Annotated in this window: 17 protein-coding genes, 1 tRNA gene and 1 pseudogene; 8 read left to right on the top strand and 11 right to left on the bottom strand. The window is 61.4% G+C overall.

Annotated features, from left to right (window positions below):
* Positions 1-64 precede the first annotated feature (64 nt).
* A complete protein-coding gene (locus Q1V57_RS11305; RefSeq protein ID WP_300530737.1) occupies positions 65-1,387 on the top strand; it encodes a S41 family peptidase in 1,323 nt (440 codons plus the stop codon).
* Here the strand turns inward: Q1V57_RS11305 and Q1V57_RS11300 are convergent.
* The gene (locus Q1V57_RS11300) at positions 1,384-1,938 is read right to left on the bottom strand and encodes a molybdopterin-dependent oxidoreductase (protein ID WP_300530734.1); all 555 of its coding nucleotides are present in this window, start codon (positions 1,936-1,938) and stop codon (positions 1,384-1,386) included. The two genes, Q1V57_RS11305 and Q1V57_RS11300, sit on opposite strands and share 4 nt — an antisense overlap.
* 11 nt (positions 1,939-1,949) lie before the next feature.
* Positions 1,950-2,888: a peptidoglycan bridge formation glycyltransferase FemA/FemB family protein gene (locus tag Q1V57_RS11295; RefSeq protein WP_300530731.1), complete on the bottom strand. Its 939-nt coding sequence runs from the start codon at positions 2,886-2,888 to the stop codon at positions 1,950-1,952.
* Positions 2,889-2,918: 30 nt separating this feature from the next.
* Between Q1V57_RS11295 and Q1V57_RS11290 the strand changes: the two genes are divergently transcribed.
* Positions 2,919-3,113, top strand: coding sequence for a hypothetical protein (locus Q1V57_RS11290; RefSeq protein ID WP_300530728.1), 195 nt, complete (start codon positions 2,919-2,921; stop codon positions 3,111-3,113).
* 4 nt (positions 3,114-3,117) lie between these two features.
* Here Q1V57_RS11290 and Q1V57_RS11285 read toward each other — a convergent pair.
* The 3 genes and pseudogenes from Q1V57_RS11285 to Q1V57_RS11270 form a co-directional block, all read right to left on the bottom strand.
* A pseudogene (locus Q1V57_RS11285) lies at positions 3,118-4,184 on the bottom strand (NAD-dependent epimerase/dehydratase family protein).
* Between the two features lie 109 nt (positions 4,185-4,293).
* A complete protein-coding gene (locus Q1V57_RS11275; protein ID WP_300530720.1) occupies positions 4,294-4,644 on the bottom strand; it encodes an energy transducer TonB in 351 nt (116 codons plus the stop codon).
* 366 nt (positions 4,645-5,010) lie between these two features.
* Positions 5,011-5,087, bottom strand: a tRNA-Arg gene (locus Q1V57_RS11270).
* Between the two features lie 163 nt (positions 5,088-5,250).
* Here Q1V57_RS11270 and Q1V57_RS11265 point away from each other — a divergent pair.
* On the top strand, positions 5,251-6,342 hold the full coding sequence (locus tag Q1V57_RS11265) for an NADH:flavin oxidoreductase (RefSeq protein ID WP_300530717.1): 1,092 nt from the start codon (positions 5,251-5,253) through the stop codon (positions 6,340-6,342).
* On the opposite strand, the gene Q1V57_RS11260 is transcribed toward Q1V57_RS11265, so the two are convergent.
* The gene (locus Q1V57_RS11260) at positions 6,339-6,707 is read right to left on the bottom strand and encodes a hypothetical protein (RefSeq protein ID WP_300530714.1); all 369 of its coding nucleotides are present in this window, start codon (positions 6,705-6,707) and stop codon (positions 6,339-6,341) included. The two genes, Q1V57_RS11265 and Q1V57_RS11260, sit on opposite strands and share 4 nt — an antisense overlap.
* A gap of 131 nt (positions 6,708-6,838) precedes the next feature.
* Positions 6,839-7,795 (bottom strand): ABC transporter ATP-binding protein, encoded by a 957-nt coding sequence (locus tag Q1V57_RS11255; RefSeq protein ID WP_300530712.1) that lies wholly within the window; start codon positions 7,793-7,795, stop codon positions 6,839-6,841.
* Between the two features lie 78 nt (positions 7,796-7,873).
* On the opposite strand from Q1V57_RS11255, the gene Q1V57_RS11250 reads away from it, so the two are divergent.
* The 4 genes from Q1V57_RS11250 to Q1V57_RS11235 all read left to right on the top strand — a co-directional run bounded on the left by Q1V57_RS11250 (position 7,874) and on the right by Q1V57_RS11235 (position 13,063).
* A complete protein-coding gene (locus Q1V57_RS11250; RefSeq protein WP_300530709.1) occupies positions 7,874-8,071 on the top strand; it encodes a zinc-finger domain-containing protein in 198 nt (65 codons plus the stop codon).
* A gap of 42 nt (positions 8,072-8,113) precedes the next feature.
* Positions 8,114-9,595: an SLC13 family permease gene (locus Q1V57_RS11245; protein ID WP_300530707.1), complete on the top strand. Its 1,482-nt coding sequence runs from the start codon at positions 8,114-8,116 to the stop codon at positions 9,593-9,595.
* Positions 9,596-9,953: 358 nt separating this feature from the next.
* The gene (polA, locus tag Q1V57_RS11240) at positions 9,954-12,740 is read left to right on the top strand and encodes a DNA polymerase I (protein WP_300530705.1); all 2,787 of its coding nucleotides are present in this window, start codon (positions 9,954-9,956) and stop codon (positions 12,738-12,740) included.
* The gene (locus tag Q1V57_RS11235) at positions 12,740-13,063 is read left to right on the top strand and encodes a hypothetical protein (RefSeq protein WP_300530703.1); all 324 of its coding nucleotides are present in this window, start codon (positions 12,740-12,742) and stop codon (positions 13,061-13,063) included. The genes polA and Q1V57_RS11235 overlap by 1 nt, the downstream gene beginning before the upstream one ends.
* A 36-nt stretch (positions 13,064-13,099) precedes the next feature.
* Here the strand turns inward: Q1V57_RS11235 and Q1V57_RS11230 are convergent, their stop codons facing one another.
* The 3 genes from Q1V57_RS11230 to Q1V57_RS11220 all read right to left on the bottom strand — a co-directional run bounded on the left by Q1V57_RS11230 (position 13,100) and on the right by Q1V57_RS11220 (position 15,684).
* Positions 13,100-14,476 (bottom strand): SIR2 family protein, encoded by a 1,377-nt coding sequence (locus Q1V57_RS11230; protein WP_300530700.1) that lies wholly within the window; start codon positions 14,474-14,476, stop codon positions 13,100-13,102.
* A 90-nt stretch (positions 14,477-14,566) separates the two neighbouring features.
* Positions 14,567-15,112 carry a DUF1254 domain-containing protein gene (locus tag Q1V57_RS11225; RefSeq protein ID WP_300530697.1) on the bottom strand — a complete coding sequence of 182 codons (546 nt, stop codon included), beginning with the start codon at positions 15,110-15,112 and terminating at the stop codon, positions 14,567-14,569.
* Positions 15,109-15,684 carry a DUF1214 domain-containing protein gene (locus tag Q1V57_RS11220; protein ID WP_300530694.1) on the bottom strand — a complete coding sequence of 192 codons (576 nt, stop codon included), beginning with the start codon at positions 15,682-15,684 and terminating at the stop codon, positions 15,109-15,111. The genes Q1V57_RS11225 and Q1V57_RS11220 overlap by 4 nt, the downstream gene beginning before the upstream one ends.
* A gap of 120 nt (positions 15,685-15,804) precedes the next feature.
* Between Q1V57_RS11220 and Q1V57_RS11215 the strand changes: the two genes are divergently transcribed.
* A complete protein-coding gene (locus Q1V57_RS11215; RefSeq protein ID WP_300530691.1) occupies positions 15,805-16,806 on the top strand; it encodes a hypothetical protein in 1,002 nt (333 codons plus the stop codon).
* Here Q1V57_RS11215 and gyrB read toward each other — a convergent pair.
* A complete protein-coding gene (gyrB, locus tag Q1V57_RS11210) occupies positions 16,803-19,199 on the bottom strand; it encodes a DNA topoisomerase (ATP-hydrolyzing) subunit B (RefSeq protein WP_300530689.1) in 2,397 nt (798 codons plus the stop codon). The two genes, Q1V57_RS11215 and gyrB, sit on opposite strands and share 4 nt — an antisense overlap.
* Positions 19,200-19,358: the final 159 nt, after the last annotated feature.

Below are 19,358 nucleotides of genomic sequence, written 5' to 3'. Positions count from 1 at the left end.
TTCACTTGAACGCGGGTGCCCGGATAGACGACTAAGAGCCCTTCGGAACACAGAGGGACATGAAATGCTGAAACCTTTTGCCGCCGCACTGGGCGCCGCCTTTGTGGCGCTCCCAGCCATGGCACAGACTCCGCTGGCGCCGGAAACGCGCGACAGCGCCGTTGAAAGCCTCGCCACGATCATTGCCGACGAATTCTTCGACGCCGAACGCGCGACCCAGATTGCCGATGATCTGCGCACCGCCTATGCGTCCGGCGCTTATCGGGAAGACAGCGCGGAAGCCTTCGCTTCGGCCATCGGTCAGGCCCTGGGCGAGGAGGACAATCACTTCAGCGTTCGCTTCGTCGGCGCCGAACGGGTTGCTCAGGCAATGGCCAGACAGGCAGAGCGTGACGCCAACCCGCCTTCGGAAGAGGAAATGCGCGAGCGCTGGGCGCCGCTGGCACGGCAGAATTTCGGTTTCGCCGAGGTTGCCATCCTTCCCGGCAATATCGGCTATATCAAGCTTAACCAGTTTGCTCCCATCGCCCCGGCGCTGGACACGGCAAGCGCGGCACTCAGCTTCATCGCCAATACCGATGGTGTGATTTTCGACATGCGCCAGAATGTCGGCGGCGACCCGTCCATGGTGCAATTCCTGACCAGCCATTTCCTGCCACAGGGCGGTGATGTGCTGATCAACACTTTCGTCTCGCGCGATTATGAATACCCGAACCAGATGTGGTCGCTGCCCAGTCACCCGGTCGGCCACCGCCCCCATGTGCCCATGGCGGTCCTGACCAGCGGCCGCACCGGATCCGCCGGCGAGGCCTTCCCCTATCACCTGCAGGCGATGGAACGGGCCACCATTATTGGCGAAACCACCTATGGCGCGGGCAATCCCGGCGGCACTTTCCTGGTCGAAGAAGGCTTTGCCGTCTTCATTTCGACCGGTTCGGCGCGCAATCCGGTCACCGGCACCAACTGGGAAGGCACAGGGGTTACGCCGGATATTGCCGTCGAGGCCGATGACGCCCTGATCGAGGCGCAGCTGCACCTGTACAATGAAATCTCGGAGTCCAGCGAAGACCCGGAAGTCACGCGAAGCCTGAACTGGGCAACGGAGGCACTGCAGGCCCAGCGCAACCCGGTCGAGCTCTCCAACCGGCAATTGCGCCGCTATGTCGGCGATTGGGGTGTCCGTGACACCTTCATGGAAGACGGCCGGCTGCACTATGTGCGCGAAGGCGCCAGCCCGATTGCCCTCATCGCGCTCGGCAATGACCGTTTCATGTTCGAGGACGATGAGAACTACCGCCTCGTTTTTGTCGAGGGCGAAGACGGTTTCGGCATCATGGAATTACACACGGGCGATGGCCGCATCATGCCGAACGCCCGGGTCGACTAGGCCTCGCGCACCTCGATGGCGATGACGCCCCAGGACCAGTCGTCATCGCTCATACCGGTCAGCGCCGGATCCGTCCGGCGCGGCCAGACCAGCATGGCCGGCCCGAAACCTCCCATGGGTAGCGGGTCGCCATCCATGCGCACGGCCAGGATCACATCGTGATCATAGATGCGCTGCAGGTCGATCTCGCGCTGATAGCCATCGACCGACGTGACCACCAGCGTCTGCCCGGTCGGCACGGCAATCGCCATGACATCACGCAGAAGCGGACCGGAGAAGTTGCGCACAGACGCACCGGCTGGAAAATCGGCCCGGATAGTGTGTTGTTCCAGGGTCAATAGAGCCGCGGTATTGATGACGCACGCGGCATCAAACTCGATCCCGAACGTGTTGAAGAGCGGCTCCGTCTGCGGGTCCATAGGACCCCGGTCCACCGTCGCGATGGCTCCATATATGGTGATGATATCCGCGGAATTCTCGCCATTATTGGTCGGCGCTTCGCAGGCCATGAGGCCCAGCGTCGCCGCCAGCATGATGATCCAGCGTGTCATGAAGTCCCCCGTCAAAAATACGTCCCGCAATAGGTGATAACACGGCCGCCCGTGCCAATCTTGAAACGGGCCAGCCCGGCCCCCTGCGTGGTGTTGACCCCGCCCAGATCGAGCTGCACCACACCGCGCGCCTTGAGCTCCTCCAAGGCCTGGAAGAGCAGGAGGTTATGCGCCCCGAGCTTGCGGCCGGTCTCGCTGTTCCAGCCGATATGATAGGTCGCGGCGCAGCCATGGATCAGGAACATCATGGCGGCGATCTTCTCGCGCCCCTGGTCGGCGCGCAGGATCAGAAGGCTGTCACGCTCACCCGTTGCGGTCTGGAAGGCGGGCACGAGCGCTGCCGGTGTCGCTTTGTAGCCGCGCTCTTCGCGCTGACCTTCCTCGGTCTGCAGAAGCCAGCGATATTGCGCCAGCTTTACGCTGTTCTGAGCCGTCTTCAGCCCGGATTTCTCCGCGGCGTTGAGCCGGTTGCGCCACTTGCCCTCGAACCCGGCCCGCAAATCGGTGAGATCCTGTTTCAGATCCAGGAGTACGGTGGAATAGCCCGTCATGACCCGCGACAGCCCCTTGGGGCGCGTCTCGTCATCCGGTGTCGCCAGGGTCACATGCGGCCAGGCCAGACCAAGCCCGCGTTTGAGCAGTTTGAGCGTCTGTCCCTTCGCCGCCGGATCAAGCGGGCGCAGCCAAACCGGGCCACGAGTGCAGACCGCCAAGGTCCATAAGCCAGCCAAGCGGCGCACCGTGATCTGCGCCAGTGCCAGCCGTCCCTGATCATCCTCAAGGGCCACCCGGCGCACATCCGCGCCCAGCTCGGCCAGCGCCTCGCCATAACTCCAATCCTGCTGCAGGGCTGCCGGATGGCGCCGCAGCTCGGCATCCCAGGTTGCACGATCTATCTCGAAGGAGAGACGCATTTCGCCTCGCAGGCTCGAATCAGCTTTGATACTCACTATTCACGAGCCTGCCGGGAGCACAATCGCATGCCGTCCCTTCCCTTCGGCCGCAAGGCGGAGACCGTCATGGGTCACAAGATCACCGAACCGCGCATCACCGTGACGGCGATCTGGCTGGTATTTGCCTATATCGGCCTGCCCCTGCTGATCGTGACCGGGCTGATGGACCTGGCCATGCAGCTCTTTTTCGGCGTCTGCACCGGAATCTGGTGCCTGGCCTGACGGATCAACTTTTGGGCTTCACTCGCCCGTTCTCCACCAGGTGCTGGAAGAAATCGATCATCGTCTCCTCCAGCGGCCGGTAGCTCACGCCCAGTTCGCGGACACTTTTGGAATGGTCGGCAATGAAAGCGATGCCGACATTGCGGCTCACCGTCTTGCGCGTCAGGCCCGGATTGAGCATCGGCCCGACCAGCCAGACGAGGAATTTCGGCAGGATGGATTTGCCGAAACCGAAACTGTCGCCGAATTTCTCGCGCAGGATACTCGACATCTCAGGGAAGCCGGTATCGTGGCCTGACAGGATATGCCGGCCCTGAGCGGCGGGTGTGAAGCCGGCCAGGATGTGCGCCGCAGCAACATCGCGCACATCAACGACACCGATGCGGAAATCCGGCACGCCCGCGGCCATCGTCCCGTCACCGAACTGGATGATGGTGGAATAGCTCTCCCCGGTCAGATTGGGGTTGATACCGGGACCGAGAATGAAGGACGGATTGATCGTCACCAGATCCCAGCGCTGCTGCTCCCCGGCCATGTCCCAGGCCTTCTTTTCCGCCAGTGTCTTCGACAGCGAATAGGGATTGTGCTTGAGCGAGGAGGACGTGTTCCAGACCGCCTCGGTCAGCTTCTTGTCCGGCATGGACGCGATGTCGGCATTGTCACCATAAATCGCCGCACAGCTGGAGGTCAGCACGACGCGTTTGACGCTGTCGGTTTCATTGGCGCTGGAGAGCACGTTGGCGGTGCCGTCCACCGCCGGGTCAACCAGGTCTTTTGCGGATCATCGACCGCCAGGGTGAAAGGCGAGGCGGTGTGAATGACCAGTTCGCACCCGGCCATGCCCTCGCTATAGGCGCCGGACGTGGTCAGATCGGCCTTGAAATACCGGATCGAACCGTCGGACGCGTCGGCAATCGCATTGAGATACTGCAGCTTGTCCGTCTTCGACGGATCGCGCACGGCGGCATGCACAGTGTGTCCCTTGTCCAGCAATTGCTGGATGATGACACCCGCCAGATAGCCGGTCGCGCCGGTCACCAGGATCGGCGCGTCGGGATTGATCTCGGTCATGAACATGCTCGCATCTAGAGTGGGCCTGAGCCCATTCTAGCTGCGTTCGCGCAATAGGCGAGAGGCGCGCGGCCTGCACCCGCGCGAACCCGCCTGTGAGCTGTTCAGATCAGTCCTGCAGAGCGAAATTCAACCGCGTCTGGTGACCGGTAGTGACCGCTGCCGCTTCGGCAAAGCGCCAGGAATTCACCGCCCGCAGGGCAGCCCGGTCAAACACGCCTTCCGGCTGCGCTTCCGCGACCGTGGCATCAACCACATCGCCGCTCTCGTCGATATCATAGGCAATCACAACATAGCCTTCGAGACCGCGGCGCTCCGCACTCCGCGGATAATCCGGCGCGGACACACGCACCGCCTCACGCTGCGGCGCGTCCTGCACCGCCAGCGCCGGCGCACCAGCCAGACCGGACATCATCAGCCCGCTCAGGGCAAAGGCTTTGACCCAGGAATTCATCTTCATCGCTTTTCCTCCCGTTTTCTTATTGAGGCTCTTATTGGCCCACCGCCCCCGTTTCCCCGGGGGTCGTCTTGTCTGTAGTAGGATATTACGAAAACGGAATTGATCTCTGGTTTAAGCGATAGGAACAATTTTATCCAATCGGTGAACCATATGATTTTATTGAATTTTATTCGCGATAATGCCGTAAACGCCACGGGGTAGCCGCTCGGCTTGCACATGCAACAAAGAAGCGTGAGATCAAGAAAGTGGCACGCCTCACAGGTGCCAGTTCGAACCTGCAAGGTTCGCAAGCGCGACGGCGCGTCGGCCGGCCAGGCCGCCCAATCGGAGCGGTTCGCGGAGCGAACAAGCGTGAGATCAAGAAAGTGGCGCACCTATCAGGATTCGAACCTGAGACCTCTGCCTTCGGAGGGCAGCGCTCTATCCAGCTGAGCTATAGGTGCGTTGAAGGGGGACTGTTACCTGATGCGGGGGGCGGGTGCAATCGCGGCGGGCGGCGGATTTGCGGCTCTGGCGCAGCTGCGCAGCGCCTGATGCTGGACGTCGGCGGGGCGGGTTTGCCAAGGTGTCGACCGAATTATTCCACGCCTGATCGCCGGAGCCCTTATGACCGATCCCTTTTCGCCGCTGTCCCTGGCCCACGGGCCGGACTGGTCCAACCGCTTCATGCTGGCACCGCTGACCAATCTGCAAAGCCACAAGGACGGCACGCTCAGCGATGATGAATTTACCTGGCTGACCAAGCGTGCCGAGGGCGGGTTTGGTGCCGTGTCGACCTGCGCCAGCCATGTACGCGAACGCGGGATCGGCTTTCCCGGCCAGCTCGGCATCTGGGGCGATCACCATATCGAGGGCCTGACGCGCATGGCCTCGGCCCTCAACGCGGCCGGCGCCCACTCCATCGTGCAATTGCACCATGCCGGCATGCGCACACCGGCGGAATTTATCGACGGGCCGCCGGAATGCCCCTCGGACCAGGAAAAGTACGGCGCCAAGGGCCTGAGCACGGACGAGGTGGACGCGCTCAAGGATGATTTCGTCGCCGCGGCAAAACGGGCGGAACAGGCCGGTTTTCATGGTGTCGAACTGCACGGCGCGCATGGCTATATCCTGGGCCAGTTCATCAGCCCGAAAATCAATCAGCGCGATGACAAGTATGGCGGCTCGCTGGAAAACCGTAGCCGCATCTTGTTCGACCTGATCGAGCGCGTGCGGGCGGAATGCGGACCGGACTTCAGCCTCGGTGTGCGGCTTTCACCGGAGCGGTTCGGCATGCGGCTGGGCGAGGTTATCGAGATCGTTGAGCGGCTGTTTGCCGATAAGGCCATTGATTATCTCGACCTGTCGCTCTGGGACACGTTCAAGACTCCCGAGGAGGAAGACTTCAAGAACAAGCCGCTGCTCGAGCACTTCACCTCGTTGCAACGCGGTCATGTCCGCCTCGGTTCAGCCGGCAAGATCTCGACGGCGGCCGATGTCCGCCGCGCCCTTGATGGCGGACTCGACTTCGTCGTGCTCGGCCGCAGCGGCATCCTGCACCACGACTTCCCGCGGCAAATGCAGGCCGACGCCGGTTTCGAGCCGGCCGCGCTTCCGGTCACGCGCGAGCATCTGGCCGCCGAAGGCCTGGGCCCGGCCTTTATCGATTATATGAGCAGCTGGGAGGGTTTTGTCGCCCCAGCGGACGCACCCGCCTAGTAGAGCCCGTCGGTATCACCATCGCCGTCGCCGGCACCGCGGCGCCCGCCCAAGGCGTCGGGGTCGGGGTCGTCGTCCCGGCGGCGCTTGCCGCTCTGCTTGGCGCCATAACCGGTCAGCCCCATGCCCCAATCCTTGTCGAAGCCTTCCACGCCTTTATTGCGGAAGCGGACTTTCGGGCCCGGGCGCATCAACCAGGCATAGACGATGATCGAGAATACCGCGCTGATGGCGATCAGGGTGAAGGCGAAGCCGGCCCCGGTCGCGCCTTGCGGCTGGGCATAGATGCCAAAGAACCAGGTCAGGGCGAGAAAGATCGGCACGGCCACTGCCAGTGCAAAAAAGCGTCGAATTGCCAACATCATGATCTTACCTCCCATCTAGCGTCTGCCCTTTAAGGGCAGGCGAAGAATGGCGACCAACTGTGCCCGAATTCAGGCAAAGATTACGGGATTGAAAGGTTTTCTGTCCCGCTTCTGATATGGCCGGGCCTGTGTCAGTCTTGACGATTATAGGTGAGCGCTAGGAAGACATCTTCCAGGTCCGGCTCCTCGGTGCGCAGATCATCGATACGACCGCCTGAGGCGCGGAATTTCTCAATCATCTCGGCCACAGATTGCTGGCCATAGCGATAGGTGATGGCCAGCGCCCCGTCTTCGCGGATCTCGGCATCGAATTCGCTGAGCTCGCCCGGCACTGCTGCAAGCGCATCAACCGGCTCGATCACCAGCGTCTTCTTGTCCATGCGCTTGAGGAGTTGCTCCTTGGGCTCGCAGGCAACAACCTGGCCCTGATCAACAATGGCAATCTGGTCGCACAGCTCCTGGGCCTCTTCCAGATAGTGCGTGGTCAGCACGATCGTGGTGCCGCGGGCATGCAGCTCACGCACATAATCCCAGAGCTGACGGCGCAGCTCGATATCGACACCGGCCGTCGGCTCGTCGAGGACCAGGACGGGCGGGGCATGCACCATGGCCTTGGCCACCAGGAGGCGGCGCTTCATGCCGCCGGAGAGCTGGCGCACATAGGCGTCACGCTTGTCGGTCAGGCCAACGGCCTCGAGCAATTCCTCGGTCCGCCGCTCCGCCTTGGGCACGCCGTAGAAGCCGGCGATCAGCTCCAGCGTCTCATAGGGCGTGAAGAACACGTCCATATTGATTTCCTGGGGAACGATGCCGATCGCGGCGCGCGCGGCGCGGCTGTCCTTGTCGATATCAATGCCCCAGGTCCTCACGGTACCGGAGGTCTTCTTCACCAGCCCGGCAAAGACATTGATGAAGGTCGACTTGCCCGCACCATTGGGCCCCAGCAGCCCGAAAATCGAGCCGCGCGGGATTTTCAGATCGATCCCCTTGAGGGCTTCTTTCGGCGGCGCCTTAGCCGATCCGGCGTAGGTCTTGCGCAGATCGATGGCTTCAAGGGCGTAATCAGGCAGTTTCGATGTGTCGGACATGACGGCTCGCGATTGACGGGCACGGGGTTGGCGCCATAGTTAGGGTCCTCTTTTCGTCCTGTCCATGAGGGCTTGTCCATGGCTGAAGCTGCCAAATCCATTCCGCCGTCGGAAATCATTGCCACCGATCAACACCGTATTGCCTGCGATGGCGGTGGTGGTGCGCTGGGTCATCCGAAGGTTTTCCTGGAAATGGGCGAGGGTGATTTCGTGGAATGTCCCTATTGCGACCGCCGCTTTGTGCGCGCCGGTTCCAGCGAAGATCCGAACGCCTAAACCCGGATTATTGTGACAGGCACGCTCAGTCAGCGGATCGGCTTGATCCTTGGCCTGGTGCTCGCGGTCGGATTGCAACTCCTGCCGCGCCCGGAAGGACTGTCTGCTGAAGCCTGGCTGCTGGCCTCGCTCGGCCTGATGATGGCGAGCTGGTGGGCCACCGAAGCTCTGCCGATTGCCGCCACGGCACTGGTCCCGATCGCCCTGTTTCCGCTGCTGGGCATCACCTCGACAGGCGCTGCCACGGCGCCCTATGCCAGCCCGATCGTCATGCTTTTGCTGGGCGGCTTCATCGTCGCCCTGGCGATTGAAAAGTGGAATTTGCACGCCCGTATCGCCCTCAATGTGGTGAAGATATTCGGCTCGCGACCGGCCGCGCTCGTGGGCGGTTTCATGGTCGCCTCGGCCTTGCTGTCGATGTGGATCTCCAACACGGCGACGACGCTGATGATGATCCCGATCGCGCTGAAAGTGGCCGAGGAGGTCGACCGCGAAGGCGCGACCTCCGCCGGTTTTGCCACGGCGCTGGCCCTCGCCGTCGCCTACGCCGCCTCGATCGGCGGCATGGCCACCCCGGTGGGTACGCCGACCAATCTCATCGGCATCGGTTACTTGGAAAACGAGTTCGGCCGTTCGATCGATTTTGCGCAATGGATGGCCATCGGCCTGCCCGTCGTCATCGTCATTATCCCCATCGCCTGGCTGATCATCACCAAATGGGTGTTCAAGCTGAAGTCCGGCGGTGAGAGCGCCGCCGCGCGCGAGCACCTGCAGGCGGAAATCAAGAAGCTCGGCCCGATGACGGCCCCGGAAGTCCGCGTTGCCCTGCTGTTCGGTACCGTCGCCATTTTGTGGATGGGCCGGGTCCTGCCCGGTGAACTGATCGGCCAACCCGGCATGGACTGGGGCTGGAACCCGCTCCTGGCCTGGCTTTCCACCCAGCTCGACCTGCCCGTCACCCTGGCGCTGGGCAATACCCAGATCGCCGTCATGGGCGCGCTGCTGGCCTTCCTCATTCCCGCCGGCGGCCCGGAAGGCCAGGGCCGGGCCCTGATGGACTGGCAGGGCGTGTCGCGCCTGCCCTGGAATGTCATCATCCTGTTCGGTGGCGGCCTCTCGCTCGCCGCAGCCCTGTCCTCGACCGGCCTGGCCAACTGGCTCGGCGGTCAGATGAGCTTCCTGGAAACCTGGCCAACCCCGCTCCTGGTCTTGGCCATGGTCGCCGTCGTCGTGTTCCTCACCGAGGTGACTTCCAACGTCGCCACCACCACCGCCTTTCTGCCGGTGCTTGGCGTGCTCGCGGTCAATGCCGGCGTTCCGCCGGAACATCTCGTCGTGCCGGTCGCGATTGCCGCCTCGACGGCGTTCATGCTGCCGGTCGCCACGGCCCCCAATGCCATCGTCTATGCCTCCGGCGCGGTGACCCAGGTACAGATGATCAAGACCGGTTTCCGCATAAACCTGGCTGCCATCGCGGTGATCAGCGTCATCGGTGTGCTGCTGGCGCCGGTGTTCTTCGGATGAACAAACCCCTCTTTTGTCATCCCTGACGAAGGCCCCGCGCAAGCGGGGCGCAGATCAGGGACCTCGATGCGGCAGGCTGGGTCCCGGATCTTCGCCCGGATCAAGTCCGGGCCTGCGTCCGGGATGACAAATTGAGGAATTGCTGGGTAAGAACGCCCTTGCTGATCAGCGACCTCGACGCGCCAGGCTGGGTCCCGGATCTTCGCCCGGGTCCCCCGCTTGCGCGAGGGCAGGCAAGCCCGGGCCTACGTCCGGGATGACAAATTGGGGCCGTCCTCACCACCAGACACACCTCCCCCATTAACCCCGCGGCGCACCCGCGTTAGTGTCGCGACTCACTTCTGCGGGGAGCCTCCTTATGGCCATCAATCGACCGGTCGACGAAAACTCTCATGTCTATCTGATCGACGGGTCGGGCTATATTTTCCGGGCCTATCATGCGCTGCCGCCGCTGACCCGGTCAGACGGGACGCCGGTCGGGGCGGTGCAGGGCTTCTGCAACATGCTGTGGAAGCTCCTGGAGGACCTCAAGGGTGAGGACCAGCCTTCGCACCTGGCGGTGATTTTCGATCATTCCGGCAAGTCCTTCCGCAATGATCTCTACCCGCAATACAAGGCGCATCGCCCGCCGGCGCCGGAAGATCTGGTGCCGCAATTCTCCATCATCCGCGACGCCACCCGTGCGTTCGGCACGCCGTGCATCGAGATGGAGAATTACGAGGCGGACGATATCATCGCCACCTATGCCCGCATGGCTGAGGCCAAGGGTGCGGACGTCACCATCGTGTCTTCGGACAAGGATCTGATGCAGCTGGTCTCTGACCGCGTCTCCATGTTCGACGCGATGAAGAACAAGCGCATCCAGGCGCCCGAAGTGATGGAGAAGTTCGGGGTCGGACCGGACAAGGTGATCGATATCCAGTCGCTCGCCGGCGACAGCGTCGACAATGTGCCCGGTGTGCCGGGCATTGGTGTGAAGACGGCGGCGCTCCTGATCAATGAATACGGCGATCTCGACACGCTCCTGGCCCGGGCCGAGGAGATCAAGCAGAAGGGCCGGCGCGAAAAACTGCTCAACCACGCCGATGATGCCCGCATTTCGCGCGATCTGGTGACGCTCAAGGTCGATACGCCGGTCACCGATGACATGGCCGAATTCGGCCTCTCCGAACCGGATCCGGAGACCCTGGTCGGCTTCCTGAAAGAGATGGAATTTCGCACCTTTACCCGCAAGGTCGAAGAGGCGCTCGGCGCCCCGGCGGCGGATGAAAGCGGCGATGCCACGGCACCCATCGATCGCTCCAAATATGAGTGCGTCACCGAGATGGCGGACCTGGAGCGCTGGATCGCGCGCGCCGGCGAGGTCGGCCATGTTGCGGTTGATACCGAGACCGATGCGCTCTCCGCCACCGCCTCCGGCCTGGTCGGGATTTCCCTGGCCACTGCGCCCGGCGAGGCCTGCTATATCCCGCTCGCCCATATCGATCCTGAAGGCTCCGGCGACATGTTCGATACCGGCGCGGCCCCGGACCAGCTCGACATGGACACGGCGCTGGCGGCACTGAAACCGATGCTGGAAGACCCGGCCATTCTCAAGATCGGCCAGAACTTCAAATATGATCTCGGCGTGCTGTCACGCTATGGCATTGATGTCGCGCCTTATGACGACACCATGCTCCTGTCGTATGTCATCGCGGCCGGGCTGGAAAAGCACGGCATGGATGCACTGGCGGAAAAGCATCTCGGCCATCAATGCATCCCCTTCAAGGAGATCTGCGGCACCGGCAAATCCCAGATCACCTTCGACAAGGTACCGCTCGACAAGGCGACGCTTTATGCCGCCGAAGACGCCGATGTGACCCTGCGCCTGTGGGAGATCCTCAAACCGGCCATGGTCGGGCGCAAGAAGGCGACCGTCTACGAGACCCTGGAACGCCCCATGCCGGCCGTGCTGTCGGACATGGAGCGCGCCGGCATCAAGGTCGACCCGGATCAGCTGCATCGTCTCTCTTCGGACTTCGCGCAAAAAATGGCGGCCGCCGAAGCCGCCGCCCACGAGGCGGCCGGGCGCGAATTCAATGTTGCGTCACCGAAACAAATTGGTGAAATCCTGTTTGGGGACATGGGCTTACCCGGCGGCAAGAAAACCAAGACCGGGGCCTGGTCGACCGATGCCAAAGTGCTCGATGAGCTCGCGGCCGAGGGCCATGCCATGCCCGTGGCGCTGTTGGAATACCGCCAGTTCGCCAAGCTGAAATCGACCTATGCCGACGCGCTGCTCGATCACATCAACCGCCAGACCGGGCGCGTTCACACGTCCTTCTCGCTGGCCGCGACCACGACGGGTCGTCTGTCCTCGACCGAGCCGAATCTGCAGAACATCCCGATCCGCACCGAAGAAGGCCGCAAGATCCGCGAGGTCTTCATCGCCGAGCCGGGCAATGTCCTCGTGGCCGCCGACTATTCCCAGGTCGAACTGCGCCTGCTCGCCCATATCGCCGGCGTCGATGCCCTGAAACAAGCCTTCCGCGACGGCGTCGATATTCACGCCATGACCGCCTCGGAGGTTTTCGACACGCCGATCGAGGGCATGGACCCGATGGTCCGCCGCAAGGCCAAGGCGATCAATTTCGGCGTCATCTATGGCATTTCCGCCTTTGGCCTCGCCAATCAGATCGATGTCTCCCGCGAAGAAGCCAAGAACTTCATCGAGGCTTATTTCGAAAAATTCCCGGGCATTCGCGCCTATATGGACGCGATGAAGCAACAGGTCGCCGATACCGGCTATGTCGAGACGATTTTCGGCCGCCGCGCCCACTTCCCCTCGATCAAGGACAAGAACCCGAACATGCGCATGTTCGCGGAACGGCAGGCCATCAACGCCCCGATCCAGGGCTCGGCCGCCGACGTCATCCGCCGCGCCATGATCCGCATGCCCGACGCCATCGCCAAGGCCAATCTCGACGCCCGCATGCTGCTGCAGGTGCATGACGAACTCGTCTTCGAAGTGCCCGAAGCCCAGGCCGACCAGCTCATCGCCCTGACCCAGGACGTGATGATGAATGCCTGCCGCCCGGCGCTGGAGCTGAGCGTCCCGCTGGTGGTGGACGCCAAGGCCGGGGCGACCTGGGGTGAGGCGCACTGATGCTGATAACGAGTCTGCTTGCTACAGCGCTTTTCGATGGCGCCGGCACACCGCTGCCCAGCTGCGATGAAGTCGAACCGGCCCGCCTCGTGGCTGTCGGCCCGGCCCTGCCGCGCCGGTGGAATGAAGGCCTGGAGCTGCCACTGGAGATCGATGCCGGCTTCGACATCGACGCCGAAGGCCAGGTCACCAATATCCAGCTCCCGGACAATCCGGCCCACCTGACCGAAGCGATCAACGCGGCGCTGGAGAAATGGCGCTACATGCCGGGCAATGCGTGTACCGGCGCGCGTACCCGTTTCGGCTTTGACCTGACGGATTAGGCGAATGTCCGTTTTCTTGACAGACAGGCCCGCAAGCTATTCGGGCATATGCTCTGCTAGTAATGCCTCGTAGTCTTCATCATCACGGAATCGGCGAATTAGCTCTACGAATAGGTCGCTATATTTATTCGGCCTAGATTTTCCATAAGCGATAGTTACGTGGAATGGATTATCGCTTGTTTTAATTCCCTTGGAGTGAGCCTCTTCAATTTGATCCAAGTATTGGTTCACCTTGTGCCATGAAGAGTAACCAAGCTGTAGCCCAACCTGCGTCATGGTATACGGGTAGTTCAATCCGAAATTCTCGGGAGCATCGGCCGCCGCTATGCCTAACAATGCAGGCAACTTGGATCCGTTACCGATGGCCGCATCGAAGGACTTATAGTCAATCTCAAATTTTTGCGTCGCAAGGTCTGTGCGAACCATCCCATAAGCTCTGGCCATGAAAGCTCGCAGGATTTTTGGCGACACATCCGTCATTGGGCGATGCTCCGATAGGATATTGAAAATCCAATCGAAATCGGAAGTTTCGAACAGCCTAATACGGATTTGCCCTCCACCGCCGACATCGATGAGTTCTTCTTTCTGGCTGAATTCATGTCCATCCGGCTCGCGCACCCACCGGATCAGGAAGACGTTGTTTACGAGCTGATCTCTCGATTCAATCACCTCAGCAACATCACGAAGTATCGATTTTATGTTTGCATCCTGCGCGCTATAACCGATAAAGAATATTGGATGCTCTAGAAAATATGTGAGGAGCTTCGCGATCACATACTTTTGCCGCTCCATGAAGTATTCATAGTCTTGCTTGTGCAGAATGATCGAGGATGGGTCGCTTTTGCATCCATGTATTTTGAATATCTCACCTATGTATTCATTTTGCATTTTGAGTATTTGCTGACCAATAAAAACCTCATAATCTGATGAAACTGTCTCGATTAATTGGTCGTAATTAGTGGTTATTATGGCGTGAGGCCGGAGATCACTGAACGTCTTCAATTCTCTCTGCAGATCTCTGGGCAAAGAATTTATCAAGTCGGCAACGACGACCTCTGGAAATAATTCAGCTGCCGCGTGTTTGAGAAAAGCATCTCGCTGTTGAGGCCCTTCAAAAAGAGCGTTGGGAAAACGTGCGCGACCCTCGCCCCACGCCCACTCGAAATAGGGATCAATCAGCTCAGATCCGATGGCGGCGAAGTCATCATCGAACTTTTGACGATAGTAATTGATATCACCGTCAATCAATGGACACTGAACGATCAACAGCGCAAGCAACTCAGACCAATTAGGAGCCCCCAGGTAGCGGCGCGTAAAGCCTGAACCGATGAAAAAAATTGGTTGGCAATTAAATTCCTGCAGGCACTCATTTATGAGTGGGTACATCTCTTCACGGTATTCTTCTTCTCGCACCGTTTTCGCTCCATATCGGCATCACTCGATGACGACGATAGGTGGCGAGGCGTATCCATTGCAAGGAAAAGGTATCACAACCTCAGCACATTAGCCCAGAGAACAATCGAACCGGCGGCGGTCGGTATCCGTCTCTTCGAACGCGCCCGGATCGGCCCAGATACGGCGATAGAGGATCAGGCCTGTATCAGTCGGAGCCATAATCACAGTATCTGCGTCATATCCCGTACTATCATCGTGTGAATCGAAACCCGGGTTTGCGCGAAGAATAATTCGCACACTTCCCCCCTCCACCGCGCGGTCATTGATCACGGCGAAGTTATTGGTGCGACTGTCGAAAAAGCTCACCGAGGCATAACCGCCATCGGACGGCGCCGGGGCGGTGACGGTCATCGGGCCGTTGGAGACATCGAACAGGCAGCCGGAATAGAGAATGTCCGGGCTCGGCCGCACCACCGACCGGGCCGTCTCGTCGATGGGCGGGGCGTGGCCTTCCTCATTGGCGATACCGCCGAGACTCTCGAACCGTTCCATCGCCTTGGACATGATGAAACCAGGCAGGGCGCCGAGCATGAGCTGGAAACCGAGGATCAGGCCGATCAGGCCGGCGGCAGCAGGGATGAGCCAGCGGATCATGAGGCACCTCCACAGCGCACACGCTCGACAGTCGGCAGCACCGCCACGCCCGGATCGGCGACGATTGCCTCCGACGGATTATACAGCCGCAGGGTCAGATTGAAGGCGCCGCCATTTTCCGGGCTGACCCAGAAACCTTCGGCGCGCTGGCGCGAAACGGTGACGATAAAACTTTGCTGATCGCCGGCATCCTGGGCCGAAACGGAATGCGCCTCGAGCCCGTTGACCGGCAGGAAATCATCCTCGGCATAAAGCGTCAAACTCCACCAACGCGCGTCGGGCTGGGTGGTGAAAACCACCCGGTAGTCACAGGCCTCGTCGAGCGCTCGGCCCTCGCTGTCGGCGTCGGCGCTGAAATACACCGTCTCCTCGCGCGACATGGCGAGAAGCCCGCGGCGGGCGATAATCGAGCGGACAATGCCCGGCGCATCGGGAGACCCGATATGCATATTGGTCCGCCAGGGACCGACCTTGACACCGCCGAACTCGACCGGTCCGAACACAAGGAATAGCGCTGCGGCAGCGCCAATCAGCAGACCGAGCAAGGCGGCGAAGAGACTGCGTAAAATCATCAGCTGAGCTTAGCCATGCGCGGCACACCTGTGCAATCCGTGCATGAGATATATGCGACCTGCCACCTCGACCCGGGCCCGGAAATCGCGCTAAGCGCAAATAATCAAAGGAGCGCTGCCATGTCCGCCTATCCGGCCCAGTTCATCCATTTCGGCCTGCCCAAATGCGGTTCGACCTTCCTGCAGAGCGTCTGGGGCGAGGACAAGCAGTACACGGCGGCCAATCTGGCCCAGGCGGCCAATGCGGCGCGTCAGCTCGCAGCCAAGGGACAGCTGACCGGACTGCCGCGGCTCGATATCGGCCTCCGCGCTCGGCCGGGCACCAAGATGGTGGCGTCCTCGGAAGGCTTTTCCTGGGCCTATATGGATCAGCCGCAGCTGCTGCCGAAGATCGCTGACCTGCATCGCGTCGCGGCCAGCCTGACCGGCGCCGCCAAATTGTCCGAGACGGCGCTGTTCGTCGTGCGTAACCCGGTCAACTGGATCCGGTCGGCGCATGAGCAATCGATCAAGGAAGGCGGTTTCGGGACCGGGGCGGAGTTCCTGCAATCACACCGCGCCCTGATCGAGAACGTGCTCGACCTGGCTCATATCCGTGACACTTACGGCCAGCATTTCAAGCGCGTCGTCTTCCTGTCCGCCGACGAGATGCGGCATCAGCCGGAAGCCTTCTGGGCCCGCTATGAACGCGTTCTGGGCGCCCCCATTCCCAAGGATGCGGCGATCCAGCGCGTCGCCGAGGATGACAGCTATTCCAATGTCTCACTGCGCGAGCGCATGGTCCTGCTGGCTCGAATGAACAAGGTGATGCGCGGTGTGGCGGAGGCCTGGGCCGGTTTTGATCCGGTCCCGCCACATGTGGCCAAGGAGCGAGAGCACTTCCTCGCCCCCTTCAACCAGGCCCGGCTCTGGGCCGCCCGCCGGGTCAGCGAGCTGTCCTCGGCTGAAGAGCTGGAAGCCATTCTCGGTGGCGCCCATGCCGACATCGCCGACGGCTTTACCGACCTGCCGCTTGGCGACGACCTCAAGGCCCATCTGCGCACGCATTTCTGCGATGTTATCGACAGTGTCGACACCATTCCCGATACGCTCAAAAGCGAGTACCGCGACGCGCTGGCTTAAGCATCCACCTCGGCTTCGAGCGCGTTCTCGGTGATGAAATCGCGGCGGGGTTCGACCACATCGCCCATCAGTTTCGAGAACAACTCGTCTGCCGTATCGGCATGGGTGACCGAGACCTGCAGCAGCGAGCGCACATTGGGATCCAGCGTGGTCTCCCAGAGCTGATCCGGGTTCATCTCGCCCAGACCCTTATAGCGCTGCATATTCATGCCCTTGGCACCGGATGCGGTGACGCCGTCAACGAGCTGGGACGGTGAATTGATCACCATCGTGCCCGATTTCGGAGCAAACACGGCCGCGCCGGCATAGTCGCCGGCCAGCGCCGAGGCGCGCTCATTGAGGCGCTTGGCGTCCGGCGCTTCACGCAGATGCGCATCGAGCACAACGGTCTCCGTCACGCCGCGAACATCACGCTTGAAGATCAAGCCATGGTCATCGCCGAGCTCGCCGGTCCAGCCATCCTCGCCCTCATCGGCGAAGCGGTTGAGGAAGGCGACCGCGCCGTCAATCGAACCCGCAGACGGATCCGGGACCAGAGCCCCAGCCAGGGCCGCTGCTTCCAGGGCGAAGGCCGGCGCACGGGCTGCCAGTCGGTCCACGGAAAGCTTGACCACCCGCGCCTGCTCAACCCGGTCAGCCAGATCAGCACCGGTGACGACCTCGCCATTGGTCAGGGTCAGCGCCGCATCCGCGACACCTTCCTCGATCAGATAGGCGTCCATCTCGGCCTGGTCCTTCACATAGCGTTCGGACCGGCCCTTGGTGATTTTGTAGAGCGGCGGCTGGGCGATGTAGAGGTGACCGCGTTCGATCAGCTCGGGCATTTGCCGGTAGAAGAAGGTCAGCAACAGCGTGCGGATATGGGCGCCGTCGACGTCGGCGTCGGTCATGATGATGACCTTGTGATAGCGCAGCTTGTCATAGTCGATCTGGTCGCGGCCGATACCGGTCCCGAGCGCCGTAATCAGCGTGCCAACCTGTTCCGACGACAGCATCTTGTCGAAACGGGCGCGCTCGACATTGAGGATTTTACCGCGCAGCGGCAGTACCGCCTGGTTCTCCCGGTGGCGGCCCTGCTTGGCCGAGCCACCAGCTGAGTCACCCTCAACGATGAACAGTTCGGACTTGGCCGGATCCTTCTCCTGGCAGTCCGCCAGCTTGCCAGGCAGGGAGGTGATGTCGAGAGCGGATTTGCGCCGCGTCAGCTCGCGCGCCTTGCGCGCCGCTTCGCGGGCGGCGGCCGCCTCGATGATCTTGCCGACAATCTGCTTGGCTTCGTTCGGGTGTTCTTCGAACCACTCCGACAGCGCCTCACCGATAATACCTTCCACCGCCGGACGAACCTCGGAAGAGACCAGCTTGTCCTTGGTCTGGGAGGAGAATTTCGGATCGGGAACCTTGGCCGAGAGGACGCAGGTCAGGCCCTCGCGGGCATCATCGCCAGAAATCGCAACCTTCGCCTTGGCCGCCAGGCCTGAGGAGTTTGCATAGGCGTTGATGATGCGCGTCAGCGCCGCACGGAAACCGGCCAGATGGGTACCGCCATCGCGCTGCGGGATGTTGTTGGTGAAGCAGAGGACATTCTCGTGATAGCTGTCATTCCACTCCAGCGCCGCCTCCACAGCCACGCCCTCACGCTCGCCCTGGATCAGCACAGGCGGGGTAAAGAGCGGGGTTTTGGTGCGGTCGAGATGGCTGACGAAAGCGGCCACACCGCCCTCATAGACCATGGTTTCCTCGAACGGCTCGGCATCACGCTCATCGCGCAGCACGATGGTGACACCGGAATTGAGGAAAGCCAGTTCGCGCAGGCGATGCTGCAGCGTGTCGCGCGAGAACTCGATCATCGAGAAGGTGTCAGAGGACGGGAAGAAGCGCACTTCCGTACCCTTCTGGCCTTCCGCATCACCGATCACTTTGAGATCTTCTTCTGCCTCGCCGCGGCGGAAGCGCATGTAGTGCTTCTGACCGCCGCGCCAGATGGTCAGGTCCATCCAGTCCGACAGCGCGTTCACCACCGAGACGCCGACACCGTGCAGACCGCCGGAGACCTTGTAGGAGTTCTGGTCGAACTTCCCACCGGCATGCAGCTGCGTCATGATCACCTGGGCGGCCGAGACGCCTTCTTCCGGGTGGATGTCGGTCGGGATGCCGCGCCCGTCATCGCGCACACTGGCGGATCCGTCCGCATGCAGCGTCACCGTGACGGCGGTACAATGGCCTGCAAGGGCTTCGTCGATGGCGTTATCGACGACCTCATAGACCATGTGATGGAGCCCGGATCCGTCATCGGTATCCCCGATATACATGCCCGGACGTTTGCGAACCGCATCGAGGCCCTTGAGGACCTTGATGCTATCCGCGCCATATTCTTGATTCGGCTGATCAGTCATAGGGTTTTGTACCCTGTTCGCTTGACTCTGGCCACTCGCGCGCGCACGCGTACGTGCGCGCGCGAGTGGTTGCCTCAAACGATCACCGCCTCGGCGATGACCTGATTAAAAATCCCAAAACTCATGATGTCCCCCGGGTTGTCCCGTTGCCCGCGGAGT

The sequence above is a fragment of the Maricaulis sp. genome (assembly GCF_030149425.1).
In the GTDB taxonomy this organism is placed as follows: domain Bacteria; phylum Pseudomonadota; class Alphaproteobacteria; order Caulobacterales; family Maricaulaceae; genus Maricaulis.
This window is presented reverse-complemented; position numbering and strand designations above follow the sequence as displayed.

Coding starts and splice junctions, on each gene's coding strand:
- Q1V57_RS11250 (WP_300530709.1), top strand. CDS start 7,874: ATGGCTGAAGCTGCCAAATCCATTCCGCCGTCGGAAATCATTGCCACC.
- Q1V57_RS11235 (WP_300530703.1), top strand. CDS start 12,740: ATGCTGATAACGAGTCTGCTTGCTACAGCGCTTTTCGATGGCGCCGGC.
- Q1V57_RS11255 (WP_300530712.1), bottom strand. CDS start 7,795: ATGTCCGACACATCGAAACTGCCTGATTACGCCCTTGAAGCCATCGAT.
- Q1V57_RS11300 (WP_300530734.1), bottom strand. CDS start 1,938: ATGACACGCTGGATCATCATGCTGGCGGCGACGCTGGGCCTCATGGCC.
- Q1V57_RS11215 (WP_300530691.1), top strand. CDS start 15,805: ATGTCCGCCTATCCGGCCCAGTTCATCCATTTCGGCCTGCCCAAATGC.
- Q1V57_RS11220 (WP_300530694.1), bottom strand. CDS start 15,684: ATGATTTTACGCAGTCTCTTCGCCGCCTTGCTCGGTCTGCTGATTGGC.
- Q1V57_RS11260 (WP_300530714.1), bottom strand. CDS start 6,707: ATGATGTTGGCAATTCGACGCTTTTTTGCACTGGCAGTGGCCGTGCCG.
- Q1V57_RS11290 (WP_300530728.1), top strand. CDS start 2,919: ATGCCGTCCCTTCCCTTCGGCCGCAAGGCGGAGACCGTCATGGGTCAC.
- Q1V57_RS11265 (WP_300530717.1), top strand. CDS start 5,251: ATGACCGATCCCTTTTCGCCGCTGTCCCTGGCCCACGGGCCGGACTGG.
- gyrB (WP_300530689.1), bottom strand. CDS start 19,199: ATGACTGATCAGCCGAATCAAGAATATGGCGCGGATAGCATCAAGGTC.
- Q1V57_RS11305 (WP_300530737.1), top strand. CDS start 65: ATGCTGAAACCTTTTGCCGCCGCACTGGGCGCCGCCTTTGTGGCGCTC.
- Q1V57_RS11225 (WP_300530697.1), bottom strand. CDS start 15,112: ATGATCCGCTGGCTCATCCCTGCTGCCGCCGGCCTGATCGGCCTGATC.
- polA (WP_300530705.1), top strand. CDS start 9,954: ATGGCCATCAATCGACCGGTCGACGAAAACTCTCATGTCTATCTGATC.
- Q1V57_RS11275 (WP_300530720.1), bottom strand. CDS start 4,644: ATGAAGATGAATTCCTGGGTCAAAGCCTTTGCCCTGAGCGGGCTGATG.